Here is a 24,587-nt window from a genome sequence, read left to right on the forward strand (position 1 = left end):
TCTCGTTTCATAAATTTTAGCAAGGAAGGGGAGATCGTATCTCCCCTTCGTAATAAAATTGAACATGGATAGAAGATCTTTTTTAGTTACAAGTTCCCTATTGGGATCGTCGTTGTTATGGATGGGCCAAAAGAATGCGAGGGCGCTGACCAGCGTTTCCGCATCCCCCCCTGATTTATTCAGCTTATTTCAGGAACCCGGCAGTGAATACCGACCGTTTGTGCGGTGGTGGTGGAATGGAAATAAGGTGAGTAAATCCGAAATAACCCGGGAATTGAAGCTGCTGAAGGAGGCCGGTATCGGCGGGGTTGAAATCAACCCGATTTCGTTTCCGAGTCGCGCTGACGATATGGGAATCCGATCCCTCCGATGGCTCAGCGACGAGTGGATTGATACGGTGAAATATGCAGCAGAACAGGCGAAAGAGTGGGGGATGACCGCAGACCTCATCGTCGGTTCGGGTTGGCCCTTTGGTTCAGAAGATCTCAGCGAAGAGGAAACTGCCCAAGTGGTGCTGGTCTATGCAGAAGAAATCGAAGGACCGACAACGTATCAAGTAAAACCTTTCCACTTTTTCAGCGCGGTGGACCCGGGCGTAACGGATAAAAATGCACTGAGAAATCCCGAATTGCTCGCATTGAAGCTGGCAAAAAATCCAATCGGTTCACTGGCAGATGTGACGGATCTGTCCGATGAGATCGGAAAGGAAAAAATGGTTATTGACATTCCGGAAGGCAAGCACGTATTGTATGCACTGGTTAAATTCAATGCCTTTGCAGCGGTCATAAATGGCGCACCTGGTGCCGCTGGTTCCATTCTGAACCATATGGACCGAGAGGCTGTAACCCGCTATCTTCATCGGATGTCGGATACCATGCAACAGCGCATCGGTCCGTTGAAGAACTACCTGCGGGCATTGTTCACCGATAGCATGGAGCTGGAGGGAAGCAATTGGACAGCTGATTTTGCAGCGGAGTTTAAAAAACGGTGCGGTTACGACCTGATGCCCTATCTACCCTTCATTTTGTTCAAAGTGGGGCGGCTGGGTGCAGTAGTGGATGAAGACTACGGAGCTAAAAAGACGGATGCATTCAACGAATTACTCAGCCGCGTGCGCTTCGATTATGAGTTTACCAAAGCGTGTATCCTGAAAGAGCGGTTTACGGATACTTACGTAGGTTGGTGCCGTGACCTGGGGGTTAAGTCACGGGCGCAGGCATACGGCCGCGGATTTTTTCCGCTGGAGAGCAGCCTGGACTATGACATCCCGGAAGGGGAATCCTGGACAACGAATTACCTGAGACACAAATTGGGGGAAGAGATGTCCAACGAAGATTACCGGCGGGGACGGGGCTATACCATGATTGACAAGTATGTTTCGTCTGCAGCGCACCTCAAAGGAAAGCGAGTGATAAGCTGTGAAGAAATGACCAATACCTACGTGGTCTTCAACGCTACCCTGGAGCTCCTGAAGCGGGGGTCTGATCAGGCGGTAATGGCGGGCATTACCCATTCGGTATGGCATGGGTTCAATTATTCTCCCAAGGAAGCGCCCTTTCCCGGATGGATACAATATGGATCTTATTACAGCGAAAAAAATAATTGGTGGCCCTATTTCAAGTACCTGAATGCTTATAAGGCAAGGTTATCATCGCAACTGCAAAATGGCGATTACTTTGCCGATATTGCAATCTTGCCGGCAAATTATGACCTTTGGGCGAATCACGGTGTGCAAACGGACCCTTTTCCTGAAAAGTTAAATGTGCCCTATACATCCTTATTATGGGAAGCAATCAATAAGAACGGCGGGAGCGCGGATTATATTACTGAAATCATACTGGATGGATGTACCGTTTCCGATGGTAAACTTCGTTACGGCAACCGGGAATATTCCGTACTTTTCCTCCCCGGAGTCGCCAGTATAGCGGCATCTTCGTTGGAAAAAATTCATCAGTTTGTCCAAAGCGGTGGCAGGGTATATTGCATAGAGCGGCTGCCCGAGAAAGGATTGGGTTTAAAAGGGCTAGCCGGTGAAGACGTTGCCGTGAAGGAATGGGTGTCCAAATTACAGGCATTCCCCCAGCGGTTTGTACGGCTTGACAAACCGGCCGACCATGATTTCTTAACATGGTATACGGAGATCGCAGCTACCCATGATTTACCTTCCTACCTTCGCATAGCGGTTCCAAACAGTTATTTTATGCAGATACGGTATCAGCGTGACGACGACAGTGAGCTGTTCTTTTTTCAGAATGCCCATCGCTACGATTCGCACGTTACCGACGTTGTTTTTACCGAAGCGATCGCCAAGGGACGGACATGCTGGGTCTGGGATTTGGAAAAAGGGGAACGATCGATATGGGACCTGGATAAAGACCGGTCTGTCCGGATTGAGTTGGGGCCGAGTGAATCGTTGATGCTGGTGTTTGATAAACATCGGAAAGGATCGAAATGGAAACCCATTCCGATGGCCGGCGCGGAAACGCAAACATTGGACACGTCCTGGGAGGTGGTCCTTCGCCATCAGCAGGAATCGACCGAGCGGACGATTGAGCTCACCGAACTGGTTGACTTTAAAGACCGGGAAGACCTGGTTCATTTTTCGGGAACCGCCGTTTACCGGAAGAATATCCGGATCGAAGATGCCGCAGCCTACGCCTTAAACCTGGGGCGTGTGGAAGGAATTGCCGATGTTTATGTGAATGGAAAACAGGTTGGAGTAAAATGGTTCGGACGCCGGCTGTTTGACCTATCCACTGTATTGGAGACCGGTGATAACCTCCTGGAGATTCATGTGGTTACGACCATGGGTAATTACCTCAAAACGCTGACCGATAACGAAATCGCCCAATTCTGGGTTAATCGGAAGGGCCGGGAACAAGAGATACAATCCATGGGAATGATCGGACCGGTAACGTTATATAAAATATAAGTATTTGAATCAATGAACAAATTATTTCTCGTTATTTTTTTAGTAGTTTCCCAATGGTGCCGTGCACAGGAATTTCAGGCGGGTGACTTCGGTATCCTGGCGGATGGGCAGACATTGAATACGCGATCCATTCAGGCGGCCATTGATCACATCCACGAAAAAGGTGGGGGGAAACTGGTGTTTTCTGCGGGCAACTATGTGACGGGCACCATTTACCTGAAATCGAATGTGACACTTCATCTGGAGGAGGGAGCCAGTCTGCTTGGGTCGAATAATCCGTTTGACTACGTTAAAGATCCGTATGTCAACTGGCAGTCGATGATTTTTGCAATCAAGCAGCGGCATATCGGGATTACCGGTAAGGGAACGATCAACGGGAGAGGTTTTCAGACTGCGGTAAATGCGGTTCAGAATGTGCACCGGGGAATCGTTGAAGATGAACTGAAGCTGGACCGTGTGCGGGAATGGAACAGACCTGAAAACATCTATTTCCGCGAATGCGAAGACGTGACGATTCAGGATATCACGCTTCGGGATCCGGGCAGCTGGAACCAGACCTACGATCAGTGTGTCAACCTGCTTGTGGAACGGATCAAGGTAGACAGTAAATCGTATTGGAACAACGACGGAATAGACATCGTCGATTGCAGGAATGTCGTCATCAGGGATAGCTATTTTGACGCGGCCGATGATGCGATTTGCTTTAAATCCCATGATGCAAATGCTTTTTGCGACAGCATTTTGGTTGAAAACTGCGTAGCGCGGTCAAGCGCGAGTGCCCTGAAGTTCGGAACCGTTTCCCGGGGCGGATTTAAAAATTTCGTCGTCCGCAACCTGACTGTGTACGATACGTATCGGTCAGCCATCACGTTTGCGGCAGTCGACGGAGGTTTTGTCGAAAACATCCTGGTTGACGGTGTACGCTCGATCAATACGGGCAACGTGATCTTCCTTCGCATCGGTGACCGTTGGAGCCAGGGGAAAAAACCCTATATGAAGAACATTACCATTAAAAATGTCTACGCAGAAGTGCCATTGGACAAGCCGGATGCGGGGTATAATTACGAGGGCCCCATCGAGGATCTGCCGCGGAATATTTCTCCTGCAAGTATCGTCGGATTGCCCGAATACAAAATAGAAAACGTACGGCTGGAGAATATCGAATTGGTTTATCCGGGCGGCGGAAATCCGCTTTATGCACATCGGGGTACGGATCCGTCCGAGCTGGACAGCATTCCGGAAATGGCCGATAAATATCCGGAGTTTTCACAATTTAAGGAATTGCCGGCCTGGGGATTTTATATCCGGCATGCGAAAAATATTGATTTTAAGAATGTGACGTTCAAAGCGGCGCGCAAAGACTACCGGCCCGCAATTGTAACGGATGATTTAACGGGAGGGACGTGGACCGGGGTGCGTTTCGAGGAACCGCAGTCTGACGAGAAAAAACAATATATTTTCCATAACTCCCAAAACATTAACGTTGATTAAGCCAGATGCTATGAAGAGAATTGCTTATTTAGGGTTGTTTTTTCTGATGGCGGCCAATGTGCAAGCCGCCGAATACAACGCTTCGCTTTTCGGCTGCAAATCGGATGGAGTCACCAATAACACCAGTTCCATCCAGTATGCCATTGATTTTATTTCAGGTAAGGGCGGTGGGACACTGCATTTTTACGTGGGCAGGTACCTCACCGGGTCGTTTGAACTGAAATCCAATGTAACCATCGAATTACACGAGGGGGCGGTCATTTTAGCCAGTCCGAATGTTTACGATTACCTCAATTATTCGGGCAGTAGGGCGTTGATTTATGCCAACGGCCAATCGAATATCAAAATACAGGGAAAAGGTGTCATCCAGGGGCAGGTACCGCTGTTTACCGCAAATATGGAAAATCTGACATCGAAGGGGATTGTCAGAAAGGATAGTCAGCACCTGCTGCCTGATCTGATACGGATTGAAAACTCGGAGCAGGTAACGGTGGATGGGATTATGCTGCTGAACGGGCTGGAAAACGTACAGTCGTACATTGGGTGCAGGCAGTTGTCGCTTTCCAATCAAATCATCAAGAGCAACGCCTATGGAAGCAGCACGGGAATTTTCCTGTCGGCCTGCTCAGCGGTTGAGCTACGCTCGTTGTATGTCGATGCCTCGGGCAAGCCGCTGCGGGAAGAAGGGAAAAATGAAATCCGCCTTCAGGAAAATTGTGTGACACCTAACGGAAAAAAGCTATAAAATGTACACAAAGATGTCAACGAAACGATATATACTCAGTTTTATTTTTTTCTTGCTGATTTCTTCGGTTTTTGCAACCGAATATAATGCCTCTTTTTTCGGAATTAAATCCAATGGAACTACACTGAATACCAGCTCGATCCAGAAAGCGGTCAACTTTATCAGTGAACGGGGCGGGGGTACGTTGAAATTCTACGTCGGACGGTACCTGACGGGTACCATCGTGTTGAAGCCCAACGTAACGATCCACCTGGAGGAGGGAGCCGTGCTGGTCGGGTCGACCAACATTTACGACTATAACATCGATACGCCCAATTGTGCATTGATTTACGGCAAAGGGGTCGACAACATCGCCATCAAAGGGAAAGGCGTGATTGACGGACAGGGCAGGGAGGTGGCTTACCATTTGATGGATCAGATCCATAATGGGATCATCGCCGATCCGCTGGATTACGACCGCCCCCGGAACAGACGCCCGAAAGCAATCTATCTGCGGGAATGCAGCAATGTACGGATTGAAGGAGTTACCATCCGGAATGCGGCCGACTGGGTGCAGACGTACGACCAATGTGAAGATATAGTGATCGATGGAATCACGGTAGACAGCAAGGCTTTCTGGAACAACGATGGGATCGACATCGTGGATTGCAAAAATTTTAAGCTGTTGAATTCCTTCATCGACTCAGCGGATGATGCGATTTGCCTGAAGTCGCACGATGCTTCGAAGCGATGTGAAAACGTGGAAATCCGAAACTGCGTGGCCCGGTCAAGCGCGAATGGAATCAAATTCGGTACCGTATCGGCGGGCGGATATAAAAACATCCGGATCATCAACAACAAGGTCTATGATACGTTCCGTTCAGCATTCACGATTGCTACGCCGGATGGTGGGATCGTGGAAGATATACTGGTGGATAGCCTGTATGCGTACAATACCGGTAATCCGCTGTACCTGCGTATCGGTGCGCGGTGGAATAACGGAAGGCAGGGCGCCCTAAGTAACGTGGTGATCCAGAACATGTATGTGGAAGTGGCGGCTGATAAACCCGATGCCGGTTATTCGTACGAAGGTCCTGTCGAGGACAATCCGCGGAATATATCCCCATCCAGCATTGTGGGGCTGAAAGACCAGCCGATCCGCAACGTCACCCTTCGCAATATAGCATTTGTTTATCCGGGAGGCGGGAATCCTAACTATGCATACCGGGGAACTACCGAAGAAGAATTGGCCGCGATTCCGGAAATGGCAGATGCTTACCCGGAGTTCTCCCAATTCAAAGAGCTCCCCGCCTGGGGTTTTTACATCCGCCACGCAGAAGGGATTACCTTCGAAAACGTAAAGCTGCGGGCGGAAGCGAAGGATTATCGCCCCGCCTTGGTCCTGGACGACGTGAAGGGATACGATGTGTCGGGATTGACCGTGGAAGAGGGAAAGAATAAAAAGAAAAAACAGATCTTTGTACAAAATTCCAAGAAATGATGCGCGTTTCAATCCTTATGCTGGGTCTTGTTGTTTCATGTGGTTTAGCAAACGCACAGAAGCGGCCGGTGGACTATGTAAATCCCCTGATCGGCACCGCACGGATGGGCCATACCTTTCCGGGGGCGACCGTACCTTTCGGCTCTGTGCAGTTGAGTCCGGAAACCGATACGTTGTCGTATGAAGTGGACGGCGCATATAACAAAGATGTGTATCGGTACTGTGCCGGTTACCAATACGACGACCCCACTATCGTCGGATTCAGCCATACCCATTTCAGCGGTACGGGCCACTCCGACCTGGGAGACTTTTTGATCATGCCCACGGTAGGCGAACTCAAGCTGAATCCAGGCACGGCGGACGATACCGGGACAGGGTACCGCAGTAAATTCTCACACGACCGTGAAGTTGCCGAAGCTAACTACTATAAGGTACTGCTGGACGACTACAACGTCACCGCTGAACTGACCACATCGGAGCGGGTGGGTTTTCACCGCTATACTTTTCCCAAAACAGCGGATGCACATATCGTATTTGATCTGAAAGCCGGCATCTATAATTACGATGGGAAGAACGTTTGGACGTTCGTCCGGGTGGTAAACGACACGCTGGTTACCGGGTATCGGCAGACAAATGGCTGGGCGCGTACACGTACGGTATATTTTGCGATGACTTTTTCCAGGCCGTTTAAAAGTTATGGGCGGAAGAGTCACGACCAACCTCAGGTATACAGGGGATTTTGGCGGAAGTTCAACCAGGAAAAGAACTTCGCGGATCTGGCAGGAAGGGACATGACGATGTATTTCGATTTTGATACCCGGGAGGATGAAGAGGTACAGGTCAAACTGGCGCTCTCACCGGTGAGTCAACAGAATGCCCTGGCAAATCTATACCAGGAGATTCCAGACTGGGATTTCGATTCGGTGAAAGCCGCCGGACAGGAATGGTGGAATAAAGAGTTGTCCAGGATTGATGTCGAAACGGTGACCGAGGATGACAAGGTCAATTTCTATACGTCGATGTACCATACCTTTTTGGGACCGACCGTCTATATGGATGCAAACGGGCAATACCGGGGATTGGATCAGGAAACGCATGTGGCAGAGGGTTTTGTTAACTACACCTCGTTTTCGTTATGGGACACCTTCCGTGCGCTGCATCCCTATTTCAACATTGTGCAACCCAGCCGCAATGCCGATATGGTTGCTTCCATGCTGGCGCATTACGACCAAAGTGTATTGGGCATGCTCCCCATCTGGTCCCATTACGCCAATGACAACTGGTGTATGAGTGGATACCATGCCGTTTCCGTTATTGCGGATGCCATTGTGAAAGGAGTGTATACCGGAGATGCGGAAAAAGCGCTGGAGGCGTGCATCGCCACGTCAAACCGGGAAGATTACGAGGGAATCGGCGAGTACATCCGGAGGGGATATATTCCGGCAGATCTTAATGGTACTTCCGTATCTTCAACGCTCGAATATGCGTATGACGACTGGTGCATTGCGCAGATCGCCAAGAAGCTGGGGAAAGAAGCAATCTATCAGCAATACATGGAGCGGGCGGGGAACTGGAAAAACGTGTTCGACGGACGCATCGGTTTCATGCGGCCGAAAAACTCGGATGGTGAATTTGTAAAAAGCTTTGATGTGCTGGATACGCACGGGCAGGGATTCATCGAAGGGAACTCATGGAATTTCAGCCTTTTCATTCCGCATGATCCACACGCGCTTATCGGATTACATGGAGGGGAGAAGAAGCTGGCTGCGTATCTGGATAGCCTGTTTACCATGGAGCTGCCCGATAAATATTTTGAAAATACGGAAGATATTTCCCGGGATGGGATCATCGGTAATTACGTGCACGGCAATGAACCTTCGCACCATGTGGCATACCTGTACAACTATGTGGGGCAGCCCTGGAAAACCCAGGAGCGTGTCCGGTACATTCTGAATGAAATGTATCAGGCCCGGCCCGATGGCCTTGGCGGCAATGACGATTGCGGGCAGATGAGTGCTTGGTATATTTTTGGCGCACTGGGCTTTTACCCGATTTCACCCGGTTCGTTGACGTACGAGCTGGGGAGTCCGTTGATCAAACAGGCGAAGCTGAACCTGGAAAATGGCAAGACGTTTACCGTCCGGGCAACAAACCAGTCGCCGGATCATGTATATGTCTCCAAGGTATTATTGAACGGAACTCCATTAAAGCGGCATCACATCACACATGAAGAAATCATGGGTGGAGGTGTGCTGGAGTTCGTCATGAGTAAAAAGCCGAGATAATTACTCCCGCACCACTTCTTTGAACAGGTTCTGCAGTTCTTTGGCATCTTTGGGTTTCAGCTTGCCGGCCAGAACTAATCGTAGTTCACGGCGTTGGAGTGCTTCATTGTAGAGCTTCTTCTCCTCATCCGTTTCGGGGATCAGCTGAGGTACGGCAATGGTTCGGCCATTCTGGTCGATGGCGACAAACGTATAAAAGGCTTCGTTAGAGCGAACCTTGGTGCCTGAGGGGATATTCTGCGCCGAGACCACCAAGCGGACCTCCACTGAGGTATGAAAGGCACGTGTTACCTTCGCCTCAATGCTGATAACATCTCCCAATTTGATGGGATGTTTGAACGATACGTTATCGACCGAGGCGGTTACGACAATCCGGTTGCAATGCTTTTGGGCCGATATCGCTGCAGCAATATCCATCCAATGCAAGAGCCGCCCGCCCATCAGGTTGTTCAGTGTGTTGGTATCATTGGGCAGCACCAACTCATTCATGATGGTGTAGGATTCGCGCGCAAATTTTTGGGTCATACTGCAAAGATGGGATTATTTTTCGGGTTTTTCTCAAAGATGCCAAGCCGCAAAGAACACTTTAACGGCTTGGCGTCTTTGCGCTTCTGCGGGGGATATTATTGCCTCCGAAGCTGCTGGTCGACCAACTCCAATCCTTCCTGAAAGCTATGGGGGTTGTAACCCAATACGGAACGGGCCTTATCAAGGATAAATCCCGTTCGTGCGGGTCTTGGAGCTGCTTGGCTCAACGTGGAAGAACTCACTTCACGGATAAGCGATTTATCCAATCCCCAGAAGTCGGCCACGGCTGCCACCAATTCATGGATGGCGAACAGGTCCTTGCCCGAAATATGAAAAATTCCTTCCGCCCCTTGGGTGGCAGCAAGCAGGCATGCTTGGGCAAGGTCCTCGGCTAATGTGGGCATGCGCCATTGATCGTTCACGACGTTTAAGGGCTGTCCCTTTTCGAGTGCACCTTTGGCCCATAATACGATGTTACTCCGGCTCATATCAGCCACGATACCATACACCAGGATGGTACGCAGAATAGCCCACTTGCAGGAGGATTGCTGAATGATTTTTTCGGCATCCCATTTACTTTGGCCGTATAAGCTCAACGGATTGGGCTCGGCATCCTCCGCGTACGGCCCTTCTTTTCCGTCAAAAATGAAGTCTGTGGACAGGTGAATGAGATGGATACCATAGATTTCGCACAGTTCAACGAGCGATGCCACGGCTTCGACATTTAGTTTCCGGCAACCTTCGGGATCGTGCTCACACGCGTCGACGTTGGTCATTGCCGCAGTATTGATGATTACATCCGGGCGGTATTCGGCCACCGTCTCACGGAGCCGTTGCGGGTCAACGATATCCAAATCAATGTAGTGATATCCATTTTTTACGGGATGGCGATTCTCGCCACGCGACGTGGCGATCAGTTCGATGGAGTTATCCGCAAGTGCTAAATCTGTTATTTTTTGGCCCAATAGGCCATTGCTGCCGGTTACGAGGATTTTGTTCATATGGCGACAAAGATACACATACAAAACTTTTCTATCAGCACAGTACAGGTTGCTTTTTTAAAGTGAATACCTACCTTTGGTAATACGTCATTAGCTTTGCTGTATTTTTTATGACTTTATAAACCTGGTATGCATAATTGTATAGAAATTCCATCGCAGAATTTATTCGTTTGTTCATGGTATTCATCAATTTTAATTAGAAGGTGCCTGATAAGCGCTACTGTCGTGCATATGAGATAGACTGGTTTCCAATAAAAGGGGGTAGTATTGCAACGTAATTAATAGCTTAATAGGAGGCCGATGGAAGATAGTTTTTTATCCAAATACAATTGAACTTGCTTTTTTGGAGCTAATACATATCTTTGGTAGGGAGAAAAAAGTAGCAGTTTGCTCTTCCCTAAATTGCCAATTTTATAAACCTGATTTATGCGTAAGTACATAGATAAGGCAGATGATGAGTTAATAAGCTTGTTGAAAAATGACGATGAACAAGCTTTTACGGAATTATATAACCGATATTGGAAAAAGCTTTTCGTAATTGCAGCTAATCGGATTACTCATATAGAAGATGCTGAAGAAATTGTACAGGATATCTTCACTGCCCTTTGGCGTAGGCGGCAAACCTTGAGTCTCAAGTCAGAATTAACGAACTACCTCGCTGTATCCGTAAAATATCGGATCATAAAGATGCTAGATAAGTACCATAACCAGGAGCGGTATATCGATTCGGTGGTATCCCAAGATCAAGTAGACGATTCTACACAGGAATGGTTGGCTTTTGAGGAACTCCGTGCAGAGCTTGCCAAATATACACAGCAGCTTCCTGAGAAATGCCGGCTGGTTTTCCAATTGAGCCGGGAAGATGGGTATTCCCAAAAACAGATCGCAGAGGCTTTGCAGATTTCCGAAAAGACCGTCGAAGCACACCTTGGAAAAGCATTCAAAACGTTACGGTCCAAATTAGCTAGTTTCATGACGACATTATTGTAGTTTGTCGTCGTCATGTCGGTATCGTCATGCAGTTTCAGTAAGGTCCCTCGATTTACTGAATCGTAAAGATATCTTACATGACCAACGGAATATTTCAACAAAAACTAGGGGATTTGCTTTTTTGCGGGTACATACAAGTAAAGAACCAATTTGATGACCGAAAAGAAACGACACCAAGAACTGGCATCCAAGTGGCTAAATGGTACGATCACCGAGATAGAGAAATCGGAGTTCAGGGCTTGGTATGACGGGCATGTGGATGGTCGGTTTGAAGTACCATCGTCATTTGCGGGTAGCGAAGAAGAGTTGAGCGATCGGATCTTAATGAAAATTCGGGAGAATATGCATCAAGAGATCACGGCAACGGTAAAATTTAGGTATCGTTGGGTCATTGGCATTGCGGCATCTATCCTATTATTTATATCAATTGGTGTTTATTTTTGGTCTATAAGTTCACCAAAAAATATGGATAGTCCCTTGACTCGGCAGGATGTAGAGCCCGGTGGAAATCGAGCGACACTCATGTTGGCAGATGGACGTGTTGTCGATTTAAGTGCAGATCAATCGGGTATTGTTGTTGGAAAAGAATTAGCTTATAACGATGGGACTGCGGTCCTTGCACATGAATTGCCGTTACGAAAGAATGCTTCACGTTTCATGTGCCTGAGTACACCAAAAGGCGGTCAATATCAAATTACATTGCCGGACGGCACCCGAGTTTGGTTAAATTCAGCATCTTCCCTGAGATATCCTGAGGCGTTTCCTACGGATAGACGAACCGTAATCCTTGAAGGAGAAGCATATTTTGAAGTAAAAAATAGGAGTAATGTGCCGTTTGAAGTGGTGAGCAAGGGTCAGGTTGTAGAAGTGCTTGGTACCCAATTTAATATTAATGCCTATAAAGATGAAAAGAAAATAAAGACTACGTTGGTTGAGGGCTCGATATCTGTACGTCCTCACGTGGCAGATCAACAGATTGCACACAACATTGGATCTATACTAGATAGTAAGTCTGTGATGATCCTAAAGCCCGGGGAACAGGCTGTATTAACGGAAGATGGCGTACAGGTAAATAAGGTGAATACCGAAGAGTTCACAGCATGGAAAGACGGGTATTTCTATTTCCGCGATGCTACGTTACAAGATGTAATGAAGCAATTTAGTCGTTGGTATGATGTTGATATACAATATGGCATGTTGTCGGTAGACGACGGGGACCTGTTTGTGGGGAAAATTCCGAGAGAAGTGAGCTTGGCTACGGCAGTACAAGTAATAAAGGGAACCGGAGTTCAGATCGAATTCAGCGAAAAAGAACGCTCCGTCGTTATTAAAGATTTTATTGCGAATTGACACTATTTTAGATACACACAACTACGGATAAAATAAATAATTGAGAAATATGTATAAACCATCAATTGGCATAGTAGCGGTTCTATTCTTCATCGGTAGTTTTCTATTCGGATGCGGGAATAAAACAAAACAAACAAAAGAAGATAAATTTGCGGATCACGTGCGCACCACCGAGTTCCAGACGCCGGAGGAAGAAATGGCTGGATTCAAGCTCCCGCCAGGTTTCGAAATTACCCTGTTCGCTTCTGAGCCTGATATTACCAAACCGATCAATATGGAGTTTGATGACCAGGGAAGGCTGTGGGTCACCCAGTCATCTGAATACCCGATTGCCGCCGGTCCGGGTACCGGAAAGGACCGTATCTCCATTCTGGAGGACAGCGACGGCGATGGAAAAGCAGATGTATTCACGCATTTCGATGACAACCTAAATATACCGATCGGTATCATGCCGGTATCTGATGGGGCTGTTGGATTCAGTATTCCCAATATTTATCATTTTAAAGATAATGACAACGATGGCAGAGCCGATGAAGACGAGGTACTTGTTGGCCCTTTCGGATTTAAGGACACCCACGGCATGGTCAACAATTTCATCCGTGGATACGACGGATGGATTCATGCATGTCATGGATTTACCAATGTTTCGACAATTGCCGGTAGAGATGGTGATTCAGTTACGCTGGTTTCGGGAAATACATTCCGTTTCAGCATTGACGGGAGCCGGGTAGAACAGACCACAAACGGGCGTATCAATCCTTTCGGTTCGGCCATCGACGAGCGGGGGTACCTGTATTCGGTAGATTGCCACAGCAAGCCAATCTTCCAGCTGATTCCGGGTGGAGATTATCCCCAATGGGGACGTAAGGATCCTGCCATTGGCTATGCCCCTGAAATGATGAGTTATGAATTGGGATCTACCGCACTTGCCGGATTGGTTCATTATACCGATCAGCAATTTCCTGAAACCTACCGCGGTAGCTTTTTTACGGGAGACGTGGTGACCTGCCGGATTGACCGCAATACCGTAACCTATCAAGGGACCACCCCCATAGCAAAGAAAGAAGAACCATTTCTCACCAGTGAAGATCCCTGGTTCCGACCGGTGGACATAAAAACGGGGCCTGACGGTTCCCTGTACATTGCCGACTTTTATAACCGCATCATCGGCCATTACGAGGTGTCACTGGATCATCCCGGCCGTGATCGGCTGAGCGGACGCATATGGAAAATAACCTATACGGGTAAAGACGGGGGTACTGTGCCTGTCAAAAACTGGGCAAAGGCAGATTTAAACGAGTTAGTTGCCGCGCTTGATCATCCCCATTTGTCCGTCCGTTTAAAAGTGGCGGACCGCTTGGTTGAAGTTTTCAAAGACAAGGCCGTGCAGCCCGTACTCGATCGCGTGTCAGCTACAAATTCGTCATCGACGGGATATATCCATGGATTGTGGATTTTGCACCGCTTGGGAGCATTGCCCGAGCCTATCATCGAGGCAGCATTGCATCACAAGGAATCTGTCGTCCGTCAGCATGCCTTACGAATTTTAGCGGAGTCAGAAAAACTTACCGATGCCCGGCGGCGTATCGTATTGGCGGCGCTTACGGACACAGACCCTTTCATTCAGCGTACAGCAGCTGAAGTATTAAGCCGTTTTTCCAGTATCGACCACGTTGATCCGTTGCTGACTTTATACGTGAATTGCCCCGAGGAGGATTCGCACCTAAAGTATACGGCACTGTTGGCGGTCCGCAATAACCTGAGAGGAGCCGGTGTTGCAGAACAGGCGGTAAAAATGAAATGGGACGATACCAAACAGGGCACGATCGCGATGGCTATGCGCGACGTCCCGTCACAGGCAGCTGCGACATTTGTATTGGATTATGTGCTCCATCACGATATACCGCACGATGTACTGCAGAAGAACCTCGAATTTATCGGTAGGTATGCGAGTTCTGCACAGCTTTCGCAAATTGTGCCAATTATCACGGAAAAGTTTGCGGGCGATAAGCAGATCCAGCTCTCGCTGTTTCTCAATATTCAGGAAGGGATTGCCCAGCGGGGGCTTGCCGTTAATCCAGCCCTGCGGACATGGGGTACACAGCTTGCCGGTCATTTCCTGAACGAGCTGTCAGACAATCAGGATACGTGGATGAGTACACCGATGGAAAGCCGTCGGGACGATCTCAGCCCTTGGTTGATGTCAGATGCATTCCTTACGCAGGTGACGCCCGCCTTCCGGATTTACCTGAGCGAACGAAATGGCTATAAGCCCCGGTCGATCCTTTACACCAAACCCTTTACACTGCCGGCTGAAATCCGCATGAATGTATTTGATAACGATGTGCATAACACGGAGGAAAAAGTAGGTACATCAAAAAATGCTGTACGTATCCGGTTGGCCGACGGCGATCAAGTTATTGCAGAATACCGCATGAAGCAGGACACCAAGATGGAGTTTTCGGATCTCATTAAATCAACCACACTTGATTTGCATGAATATGAAGGTAAAATGGGCTATATCGAGGTGGTTGACAGCTCGGAGACAGGATCCATCGGTATCGGGAAGTTGGAACCTGCAGTGGTTGACATGCCTCCTTACACCCCTTCAGATATAGATACTTGGCGGCAGCGGGCAGCTGAGATAGCCGGGAATCTGAAAATTACGGACTTAAGGAGTCGCCTTGTACAGGTATTTCAGGCATCCTGGATCCATGTCGATACACGCTTAGCGGCAGCGAATGCACTGGCCAATATGCCTGCAAGAGAAGATGCCGATTTATTGGGTAAGGTATTCGTAGATAAATCAACACCTGCTTTATTGAGGGAACGTTTGGCGGCGATTTTGGGACAGCTACCTCCCGAGCAATCACTTCCCTATCTTCAGGAGGCACTGGAAGGCAGTGCCAGACCCGTGCAACTCGCAGCAACCACTGCACTGGCGGGATCATCCACCGGAATAGGGTTGCTTCTGCAAACCATGGAGGACGGAAAGGCAGCTGTCGATTTGCTTACGGAATTCCGGGTGAAAGAATTGCTGGAAGCTCATGCGCAACCCAATCAGCAGGCGCGCATAAAAAACCTGTTGGCGAAGGGAGAAGATGAACGTGCTGCGAGGAAGAAACTGATCGAGGATCGCATTGCCAACTTTAAAGAGACCGGGACACGCACGGAAAAAGGTAAGGCGATCTTTGAAACCAACTGTGCGATATGCCATCAGATCGGTGGTTCCGGTGGGATGATCGGTCCGCAGCTTAACGGCATCGGCAACTGGGGTGTACGGGCACTGACGGAAAAGATATTGGATCCCAATCGGAACATTTCGGAATCTTTCCGCACATACAACATTACGCTAAACGACGGAAAGCAACAAACCGGATTGTACCGGAGAACCGAGGGCGAAGTAATGGTTTTTGCAGATATCAGCGGCAAAGAGTTTAAGGTGGCCAAAAAGGACATGAAATCCTACACGCCGTCGCCTTACACATTGATGCCCGATCAATTCAGGCATATCCTTTCCGAGGAGGAATTCGGTTCGCTATTGGAGTATCTGTTGAGTGTTAAATAACAATCTTATAATACAAAGATGATCATGGAAAAAACAACTGGAATGATGTTGATTGTGTTGTCGGTTTTATCGGTTAACATCAGTTGTATGGGACAACAAAAAAAGCAAAGAACAGTGTTGTTTGAGAAACATGTACTTTGCGACACCTTTGTGTCGGAAGGGGTTACTGTTGCAGACGTGAATAAGGATGGACAGCTGGATATTGTTGCCGGCGCCTATTGGTTTGAAGCACCGGCATGGAAACAACACGAACTGGCCCAGCCGCAGGCCTTTGCGTATGACAAAGGGTACAGCAATGCTTTTCTGCATTTTGCGCTCGATGTGGACCAGGATGGCTGGGTGGATATCATTCGGGTGGACTTCCCAGGAAAAGCGGTGGTTTGGCATGAAAATCCAAAAGGTGCTCCCGGCCACTGGAAAGAACATCCCATTTACAAAGCTTTCGGAAATGAGACACCGCTTTTCATCGATATTGACGGTGATGGAAGGCCGGATCTGCTCGGCAACGATCCCGAAGCGCAGGAGGTGATCTGGCTGCAGGCCCCTCGTAAGCGCGGGGATACCGTATGGAAAAAGCACGTCATCAGCAAAGAAGCTGGACTCGGAACCCATCAATTCACACACGGACTGGGCGTCGGCGATCTAAACGAGGATGGCCGTCCGGACGTGTTGATTAACAAAGGCTGGTGGGAGGCTCCAGCCGTACACGATGACCTGCCCTGGAAATTTCATCCGGCGGATTTCGGGGAAGATTGCGCGCAAATGCATGTGTTCGATGTAAACGGTGACGGTTTGGTGGATGTTATCAGCTCATCCGCACATAATTACGGGGTTTGGTGGCATGAGCAACAGCGCGACGCTACGGGCGGCTCCCGCTGGGAAAGGCACGTGATAGACAGCACGTTCTCGCAGAGCCATGCACTGACGTGGAAGGACATCAACAGCGACGGGCATCCTGACCTGATTACCGGAAAACGTTTTTTTGCACACAATGGGCATGATCCGGGGGCTTTCGAACCGGCGGTATTAAAATGGTATGAGTTTATGCCGGGTAAGGCGCCCTATTGGCGCGAACATCAGATCGATGATAACAGCGGAGTGGGGCTGCAGGTCGTGGTCGAAGACGTAAACGGAGACGGAATGGAAGATGTTGTTGTTTCCAACAAAAAAGGGGTGTTTTTCTTAAAGCAATTAGGTCATAAATAGAAGGTAGAAAAGGCGATCAAACGAAAGGAGGTTTTACAAAAGGAATCAATAAATGTAAGTGGTTTGCCAAAAATGCCGGTAGTGATGGAAGCACTACCGGCGTGTAATGAGCAGATCTGTGATTAAATAGTAGCATGATTTGATCATGCCAATAAAGAGAAAACCAAGATAAACTCAAACATTGCAAAATTATGTATTTAAATGGATTGGGCAAGTGGCTACGATGTCTTTTGCCGCTACCACACCTGACATTTTTAAAAAAAATGTCCGGAACACAGCAACGAATGCTAATTATGAATCTATCCCTATTTTCTTTAGCTCTTGTCTGTTTCCAGTTCGCGTTTGCAGGGAAAATAGTTGCGCAGAAAGTTACCCTACAAGAAAAGGAAGCAACGGTTGTTCAATTATTGAATAAGATCGAGAAACAGACAGGCTTTACCGCATTTTATAGAAAGAAGGACATAGACGAGACAAAACGCCTAAGCGTCAATTTGCGCGAAGTGGAGCTGAGGGAGGCTCTTCATGTGATTTTTGACGAATTGGCGTGTGATTATGAGATTAAGGAGCGAATAATTATCGTGCGAAAAAGTGAGAAGAGAGAGCTCCAACAAGAAGTAACAAAGCCGCTAAAAGAGGTTCAGCATGAAGTTTTTGGAAAGGTTTTGAACCAATCTGGAGCTCCGTTGCCAGGGGTGACGGTTTCTTTAAAGGGCATGCAAGTGAGTACAGTAACTGATGAGGATGGAAATTTTCGGATTAACGCCGAAAAAGGTCAACTACTGATTTTCACGAATATTGGTTATGAGACTCATGAGGCTGTTGTCAATGATCAAAATAATTTACAGATTGTATTAATTGAAACGTTGGCTGATCTTGATGAAGTGGTTGTTGTAGCTTTTGGTACACAAAAGAAGGCTACCATCACCGGGGCAATTACATCTGTTGGGCAGCAGGTTGTCAAATCAATTACCACTTCAGATTTATCCAAAGGATTGGCCGGCCGACTTCCAGGAGTCAGGGTAGTACAAAATTCAAGTGAACCGGGGTCTTTTGATACTAAATTCGATATCCGTGGATTCTCTGATCCGCTGTTTATCGTTGATGGTATGGAAATGGCAAAGCGAGATTTTGTTAGGTTAAATCCAAACATTATAAAAGATATCAGTGTGCTGAAAGATGCTTCGGCTGCGGTGTACGGCGTAAAGGCAGCGAATGGTGTTATACTTGTCACCACCCAAAAAGGTGAGATAGGAAAGCCCGTAATAAGCTATTCAGGAGATTATGAGATCCAATCATTTACCAATACATTGACACCCTTGGACGCTTACCATTATGCTGTATTGAATACAGAGGCTGAAATCAATAACGGTATTCCACCGAATGCGACGACCTTTAGTGCCGAAGATATTCAGGCCTATAAAGACGGTACTAAACAGAGTACAAATTGGTACGATTTGGTAACGAGACCTTATTCTGATAAACAACGTCATAACGTCAGTGTTAATGGCGGCAGCGAACGCATCCAATACTTTACCTCTATCGGTTACACAGGTGAAGATGGGATGTGGAGAAGTGGAGACCTTAATTATAAAAAGTACGATTTAAGAGCGAGTGTGACGGGTGAGATTACTGACAATCTAAAGATGAGTTTAAGCATTGACGGAATGCAGGATCAAAAAAATGAACCAGGAGCTCCGGCTTTTTTACCGGGAGTGATTGGAAGTATGTATTTCTCACTTTTCATGCAAGTTCCGACCAATCCTGTCTATGCAAATAACAATCCAGCATATCTGCAGGATTCTTACGACGGGCAGCATCCATTAGCCATATCCAATGCCGATATCGGAGGCTATACACGTACGCAATTGAAAACTTTTCAGGGAAATTATACGATTGACTACGATGTGCCTTTCATTGAGGGGCTTAATGCCAGTCTCCGGTACGGTTATTATAACCTTGAACAATACATAAAGAAATGGGCTCCGAAATTTCAGATGTATTCCTATGAGGAGTCTACGGGGACATACCGCAACACTGCTACAAAGAACGATCCGGCAAATTTGATGGGTGACTATACATCCATGCAGCGGCATACACTATATGGCCAACTAAACTACGCCAAATCGTTTTTAAAGAATAACCTCAATGTTACACTGGTCTTTGAGCAGAAACAATTAAAAAACGATAATTTATCTGCTTACAGTGAATTTGATGCCAACGTTGATCAGTTTTTTGCGGGAACACGTAATCATCGGGTCACTTCTACTGATATTTACGAAATCAACAACCAGAATATCATCAGTAAAGTCAATTATAATTATGATTCTAAGTATCTGTTAGAATCAGGATTTAATTTCGGTGGATCCTCACAATTTCCAGTGAATGGCCGGTGGGGATTTTTCCCATACGCATCTGTGGGTTGGGTAATATCACAGGAGAAATTCTTTAAGCCAATGTCGTCGTTCGTCTCCCAATTGAAACTACGGGGATCGTGGGGGAAAATGGGCGACGATGGAGCAGCTGCATTCCAATTTTTGGAAGGATATGACTATCCCAGTGGCACATATGTTTTTGATGACCGGATTACCCGGGGGCTGGGTTTTAGGAGTATTCCCAATCCTAACTTGACCTGGAGTACAAGTGTTACAAAGAACATTGGATTGGATTTGGATATCAAAAACAGGTTTGTTTATCTAAATCTCGATTTCTTTCAGCGGGATCGATCCGGATTGTTGGCTACCCGGACAACCATTATACCCGGCACCATCGGTCAATCACTGTCTCAAGAGAATTTAAATAGTGACAAAATCCAGGGGTTGGAAATCGTGGTTGGGCATTCCAAAAAGAAAGGTGATTTTATGTATGATGTATCGGCCAATATGTCCTATACCCGCGGCCGGCTAATCCATATCGAGCGCAATGCTGATCCGAACTCCTGGGAGAATTGGAGAAATAACGGAACAGACAGGTGGACCAATATCGTTTGGGGATATGATTACATTGGACAGTTCCAGACCTATGAGGAAATCGTTAATTCACCTTTACAGGGTAATCATGCGCTTGCTAATCGGTTCTTGAAGCCGGGTGACCTCAAATACCGAGATGTGAATAATGATGGACTGATAAATCGGTTGGATGAGATCCCCATTGCACGGGGAAATACGCCGGAGATCAGTTTTGGTCTTGGAGGAACATTCAACTATAAGCAATTCGATTTGGACATCTTGTTTCAGGGAGCGGCTAATGTCAACTATCTGAACGACGGCCAGTGGTATGCAAGGGAGGGTATTCATTGGATAGGACGTAATGGACTTATGAAATTTGCTGATAGGTGGCATCGCGAGGATTTGTTCGATGTAAACAGTCCATGGATTCCGGGCAGGTATCCGTCTACCTATTCGAGAGGGCCGGAATCACCTTCAACCCAATCCAATATTGCGAATTCAACATTTTGGGTAAACAATTCATCATATGTGCGGCTGAAAAGCGTGACATTTGGCTATACCTTGCAAAATGCTTTCCTCACTAAAATAGGTGTACAAAGTCTCCGGATCGTATTAAGCGGATTTAACCTAATTACATGGACGGGATTGGAAGATGTGGATCCGGAGCGCCTTCAGAACTTGATCTATCCAAACACAAAAACATACAATTTTGGTTTGAACCTCCGGTTATAATCCGTTTAGCAATTATCCAAATATAAAAATATGAAAACCAATTACATATATATGTTTGCGGGATTATGGTTGATGGTGGCCCTGACTTCCTGTAAAGAATTTTTAAATACCAAACCATTAAATATCATCAGTGATGAGGACGTATTTAAAGACGAGTCATTAATCTTATCTTATCTGGCTACGCTTTATGACGCATTGCCGATGGACAATTTTGGCAACGCGATGTTAGGTCCGAATGAAAGTATAGGTGGTACGGGCAGTGGAGGTGATTTTTGGGGATACAATCACATACGAAGGGTCAATGCACTATTGGAAAAGCTGCCAGCGTCTCCGCTTAATGAAAACCTTAAAACAACTTTGATAGGAGAAGCGAAGTTTCTAAGAGCTTATTATTATTTCGGAATGGTAAAGCGATATGGAGGTGTACCGATAATCAAATCTGTGCAACAATATACTGGCGAAGGCGATATAAGTGTGTATCAGGTGCCCCGCGACGAAGAGGTTGATGTATACAATTTTATTTACGAAGATCTGGCCGAAGCAGCAACATTATTGCCAGAAACGAACAGCAAAGGCAGGGCGACGAAATTCAGCGCATTAGCCCTCCAATCGAGGGCAATGTTGTACGCAGGCTCATCGGCCAAATATGCTCCCGTACAGCTGAATGGATTGGTAGGTATCCCCGAATCGGAACAAAACAGATTCTGGCAATCGGCATTTGATGCGGCGGAGGCCATTATTAATTCCCGCAATTTTTCACTATATCAACAACAAACTGATTTAGCTGAGAACTTCGCGCAATTGTTTTTAGATGACAGTAATCCGGAGGCAATTTTTATACGGTATTATTCGTATCCTGAAAAAACGCACAACTACGATCGCGATGTGATTCCGTTCGGTGTTCGCGGCCCCGATGGTTATGGCTCGGGATCCACTCCGGTATTGGAATTCGTGGAACAATTTGAGTTGAAAGATGGGTCACCAGGTGCACTGAAAATCGGCACACCCAATGCCCCCGTTTTTTACGATCATCCTATGGATCTTTTTGCTGATCATGATCCTCGGCTTTTGGGTACGGTTATTTTGCCAGCTAGTCTATGGCGGGGAGAGGAGATCGATATTCAGGCAGGACTTTTTGATCAAGGCGTTAAAATTGAGTCAGGTGATCCCAATGTAAGGTATAATCCCGCAACCAAGCGAATTGATGCCAATGGAACTATTAAAGTAGTGGGATCAAGTGGTTTCGGCTCTGAAAAAACGCAAACAGGATTCTATTTAAGGAAATATCTTGATAATACGTTGGCACGTGCCAATGTACGTACTAACGGTTCGTCGCAACATTGGATCGCGTTGCGTTACGGTGAGGTGCTATTGAATTACGCGGAGGCAGCTATTGAACTTGGAAAAATTGCGGAGGCTAAGGAAGCTATGAATGAAATCAGATCAAGGGCGGGAATTAGTGTACTTACTGATGAAGAAGTTACCCTTGATCGGGTACGGCATGAACGGGTGATAGAACTGGGCTTTGAAAGCCATAGCCTGTGGGACTATAAACGTTGGCGGTTGACGGATCGGTTGTACAATAATTCAACGGTTGGTGCACTTAAATGTTATTTCGACATCCAAGCCAATGCCTATCGATTCGAAACTTCAACCGTGCCAAATGCTTTTAAGACGTTTGTACCCACGTCATATTATACGGCAATACCTGCCTCCGAGTTAACGGCTAATCCGAATCTGATTCAAAATCCGGGATATTAAAAACTATGAATATGAACATTTCACGAATAATCATCATCGTATTATCGGCTGTTTTCGCCTCTTGCAGTATCGATAATTATTCTCCGCCGAATGGGGGAATTCATGGAAAGCTGATCGATAAGATCACCAGTAAAAACTTTCAAACACAGCAACCCAATGGATATAATGTATTATTATTTGAGAAAGGAGGATCTCAAAATATTCCGTTGGTAATCCCCGGGAAGCCTGATGGTACGTTTGAAAATTCCTATATTTTTCAAAATGAGTATAAAGTGGTCGTCACGGAGGGTGCTTTCTTTCCGCTTGACACGGTGACAGTGCAAGTAGGAGAACGCACGCAGGTTGACTTCGAAGTGATGCCTTATCTGGCCTTGACTAACGTCAGTGTAACCACTTCACCTGGGAAAATCACTGCTACTTACAACATAGCCCGACAGGTGGAAAGCGGAAAGATATTGGATCGCATGACCTTGGTATCTGAGATCCCCACGGTTAATAACGTAGTGTTTGATCACCGACGAGCTACCGATTTGTCTGCTGTTGCCGACCCAGCGATATTAGCCGACACGTTTGTTGACGAGATCGACGGATTGACTTCAGGTAAGAAGTATTATGTGCGTGTAGCCGCGCGAATTCAATCTGCGCTCGGGCGATATAATTACAGCGATGTTTTTGAAGTTACTATTCCTTAAAAAAATGACAAAATTCGGAATTAATACTTTTTTATTTACAGGATCGTTTACAAACGACAGTATATCTTTATTTTCAAGGTTTAAGGATTGGGGATTTGATTCGGTGGAGATTGCGATAGATGACCCAACTGTGCTTGATGTTCAGTTAATTAATAAAGGGTTGACTGAAAATGGATTAGTTTGCGGATCCGCCTGTGCGGCAATGGGGCCGGGCAGGGACTTGCGGGGTACCGTAGAAGAACAAGAAACCGCGATCCGTTACCTAGAATCATGTGTTGCATTGCTTGCTGAAATTAACTGCCCCGTATTGGTTGGTCCATTGTATTCAAGCGTTGGCAGAGCTGCTTTTGAAGAGAAAGCGGCCAGGGAAGAACAATGGCATACGGTTGTGAACCACCTGCGTCATTTGGGGAGCTATGCAGAAGATTGTGGGGTGACTTTGGCGATTGAACCGCTCAACCGATATGAAACTGATTTTATAAATACCGCTTCTCAGGCTTTGGAGCTTGTTGACGAGATTGGTCTTCCGAGTGTAAGAGTACATTTGGATAGCTATCACATGAATATTGAAGAGAAATATCCTGCAGAAGCCATTCTTCGGACGGGCCGTCAACTTGCTCATTTTCATGCGTGTGGTGTGGATCGTGGGGCGCCGGGTAATGATCATACGGATTGGCTGAAAGTTATTGATGCATTGAAAAAAATTGATTATCAGGGGGATATCGTGATTGAATCGTTTACCCCGGATGTCAAAGTAATCGCTAAGGCTGCATCGATTTGGCGTACCACGGAGCCATCGCAGGAGTCCATTGCCCGCAAGGGACTGGATTTTCTGCGGGAACAGTGGGACAGGAGATAGACCGGCGAATATTAAAAGATAG

The 24,587-nt window shown here is 46.9% G+C and carries 15 protein-coding genes; 13 read left to right on the forward strand and 2 right to left on the reverse strand.

What is annotated here, in order from left to right; translation table 11 throughout:
* Positions 1-64: 64 nt before the first annotated feature.
* From IEX60_RS02865 to IEX60_RS02885, 5 genes are read left to right on the forward strand one after another with little or no spacing between them, the layout of a single operon-like run.
* Positions 65-2,932, forward strand: a complete 2,868-nt coding sequence (locus IEX60_RS02865) for a glycosyl hydrolase (protein WP_188747152.1) — start codon at positions 65-67, stop codon at positions 2,930-2,932.
* A 12-nt stretch (positions 2,933-2,944) separates the two neighbouring features.
* On the forward strand, positions 2,945-4,423 hold the full coding sequence (locus IEX60_RS02870) for a glycoside hydrolase family 28 protein (RefSeq protein WP_188747154.1): 1,479 nt from the start codon (positions 2,945-2,947) through the stop codon (positions 4,421-4,423).
* A 10-nt stretch (positions 4,424-4,433) separates the two neighbouring features.
* Positions 4,434-5,168 (forward strand): glycosyl hydrolase family 28 protein, encoded by a 735-nt coding sequence (locus IEX60_RS02875; protein ID WP_188747156.1) that lies wholly within the window; start codon positions 4,434-4,436, stop codon positions 5,166-5,168.
* 13 nt (positions 5,169-5,181) lie between these two features.
* Entirely contained in the window at positions 5,182-6,648 is a 1,467-nt protein-coding gene (locus IEX60_RS02880) for a glycoside hydrolase family 28 protein (protein ID WP_188747158.1), read from the forward strand.
* The gene (locus tag IEX60_RS02885) at positions 6,645-8,933 is read left to right on the forward strand and encodes a GH92 family glycosyl hydrolase (RefSeq protein ID WP_373284988.1); all 2,289 of its coding nucleotides are present in this window, start codon (positions 6,645-6,647) and stop codon (positions 8,931-8,933) included. The genes IEX60_RS02880 and IEX60_RS02885 overlap by 4 nt, the downstream gene beginning before the upstream one ends.
* Here IEX60_RS02885 and IEX60_RS02890 read toward each other — a convergent pair whose 3' ends face one another.
* Together IEX60_RS02890 and IEX60_RS02895 are read right to left on the reverse strand one after the other, a co-directional pair.
* Positions 8,934-9,458, reverse strand: coding sequence for an acyl-CoA thioesterase (locus IEX60_RS02890; protein WP_188747160.1), 525 nt, complete (start codon positions 9,456-9,458; stop codon positions 8,934-8,936). It lies immediately after the preceding gene.
* A gap of 98 nt (positions 9,459-9,556) precedes the next feature.
* On the reverse strand, positions 9,557-10,462 hold the full coding sequence (locus IEX60_RS02895) for an SDR family oxidoreductase (protein WP_188747162.1): 906 nt from the start codon (positions 10,460-10,462) through the stop codon (positions 9,557-9,559).
* A 426-nt stretch (positions 10,463-10,888) separates the two neighbouring features.
* On the opposite strand from IEX60_RS02895, the gene IEX60_RS02900 reads away from it, so the two are divergent.
* The 8 genes from IEX60_RS02900 to IEX60_RS02935 all read left to right on the forward strand — a co-directional run bounded on the left by IEX60_RS02900 (position 10,889) and on the right by IEX60_RS02935 (position 24,565).
* Positions 10,889-11,452: an RNA polymerase sigma factor gene (locus IEX60_RS02900; RefSeq protein WP_188747164.1), complete on the forward strand. Its 564-nt coding sequence runs from the start codon at positions 10,889-10,891 to the stop codon at positions 11,450-11,452.
* A gap of 153 nt (positions 11,453-11,605) precedes the next feature.
* Positions 11,606-12,802 (forward strand): FecR family protein, encoded by a 1,197-nt coding sequence (locus IEX60_RS02905; RefSeq protein ID WP_188747166.1) that lies wholly within the window; start codon positions 11,606-11,608, stop codon positions 12,800-12,802.
* Positions 12,803-12,851: 49 nt separating this feature from the next.
* Positions 12,852-16,370: a PVC-type heme-binding CxxCH protein gene (locus IEX60_RS02910; protein ID WP_188747168.1), complete on the forward strand. Its 3,519-nt coding sequence runs from the start codon at positions 12,852-12,854 to the stop codon at positions 16,368-16,370.
* Positions 16,371-16,457: 87 nt separating this feature from the next.
* The gene (locus IEX60_RS02915; RefSeq protein ID WP_229717379.1) at positions 16,458-17,576 is read left to right on the forward strand and encodes an FG-GAP repeat domain-containing protein; all 1,119 of its coding nucleotides are present in this window, start codon (positions 16,458-16,460) and stop codon (positions 17,574-17,576) included.
* Positions 17,577-17,860: 284 nt separating this feature from the next.
* Positions 17,861-21,253, forward strand: coding sequence for a TonB-dependent receptor (locus IEX60_RS02920; RefSeq protein ID WP_229717380.1), 3,393 nt, complete (start codon positions 17,861-17,863; stop codon positions 21,251-21,253).
* Positions 21,254-21,283: 30 nt separating this feature from the next.
* Positions 21,284-23,014 (forward strand): RagB/SusD family nutrient uptake outer membrane protein, encoded by a 1,731-nt coding sequence (locus tag IEX60_RS02925; RefSeq protein WP_188747174.1) that lies wholly within the window; start codon positions 21,284-21,286, stop codon positions 23,012-23,014.
* Positions 23,015-23,025: 11 nt separating this feature from the next.
* Entirely contained in the window at positions 23,026-23,706 is a 681-nt protein-coding gene (locus IEX60_RS02930) for a DUF3823 domain-containing protein (protein WP_188747176.1), read from the forward strand.
* Complete coding sequence (locus tag IEX60_RS02935) at positions 23,687-24,565, forward strand: sugar phosphate isomerase/epimerase family protein (protein ID WP_229717381.1); 879 nt, start codon at positions 23,687-23,689, stop codon at positions 24,563-24,565. Before IEX60_RS02930 ends, IEX60_RS02935 begins: the two co-directional genes overlap by 20 nt.
* Positions 24,566-24,587: the final 22 nt, after the last annotated feature.

Origin of the sequence: Parapedobacter defluvii (genome assembly GCF_014642075.1) — a bacterium.
GTDB lineage: Bacteria > Bacteroidota > Bacteroidia > Sphingobacteriales > Sphingobacteriaceae > Parapedobacter > Parapedobacter defluvii.

Excerpts from the sequence above, each read along its gene's own strand:
- IEX60_RS02915 (WP_229717379.1), top strand. The coding sequence starts at position 16,458 with ATGGGACAACAAAAAAAGCAAAGAACAGTGTTGTTTGAGAAACATGTA.
- IEX60_RS02895 (WP_188747162.1), bottom strand. The coding sequence starts at position 10,462 with ATGAACAAAATCCTCGTAACCGGCAGCAATGGCCTATTGGGCCAAAAA.
- IEX60_RS02930 (WP_188747176.1), top strand. The coding sequence starts at position 23,026 with ATGAACATTTCACGAATAATCATCATCGTATTATCGGCTGTTTTCGCC.
- IEX60_RS02875 (WP_188747156.1), top strand. The coding sequence starts at position 4,434 with ATGAAGAGAATTGCTTATTTAGGGTTGTTTTTTCTGATGGCGGCCAAT.
- IEX60_RS02920 (WP_229717380.1), top strand. The coding sequence starts at position 17,861 with ATGCTAATTATGAATCTATCCCTATTTTCTTTAGCTCTTGTCTGTTTC.
- IEX60_RS02905 (WP_188747166.1), top strand. The coding sequence starts at position 11,606 with ATGACCGAAAAGAAACGACACCAAGAACTGGCATCCAAGTGGCTAAAT.
- IEX60_RS02890 (WP_188747160.1), bottom strand. The coding sequence starts at position 9,458 with ATGACCCAAAAATTTGCGCGCGAATCCTACACCATCATGAATGAGTTG.
- IEX60_RS02870 (WP_188747154.1), top strand. The coding sequence starts at position 2,945 with ATGAACAAATTATTTCTCGTTATTTTTTTAGTAGTTTCCCAATGGTGC.
- IEX60_RS02880 (WP_188747158.1), top strand. The coding sequence starts at position 5,182 with ATGTCAACGAAACGATATATACTCAGTTTTATTTTTTTCTTGCTGATT.
- IEX60_RS02865 (WP_188747152.1), top strand. The coding sequence starts at position 65 with ATGGATAGAAGATCTTTTTTAGTTACAAGTTCCCTATTGGGATCGTCG.
- IEX60_RS02885 (WP_373284988.1), top strand. The coding sequence starts at position 6,645 with ATGATGCGCGTTTCAATCCTTATGCTGGGTCTTGTTGTTTCATGTGGT.
- IEX60_RS02910 (WP_188747168.1), top strand. The coding sequence starts at position 12,852 with ATGTATAAACCATCAATTGGCATAGTAGCGGTTCTATTCTTCATCGGT.
- IEX60_RS02925 (WP_188747174.1), top strand. The coding sequence starts at position 21,284 with ATGAAAACCAATTACATATATATGTTTGCGGGATTATGGTTGATGGTG.
- IEX60_RS02900 (WP_188747164.1), top strand. The coding sequence starts at position 10,889 with ATGCGTAAGTACATAGATAAGGCAGATGATGAGTTAATAAGCTTGTTG.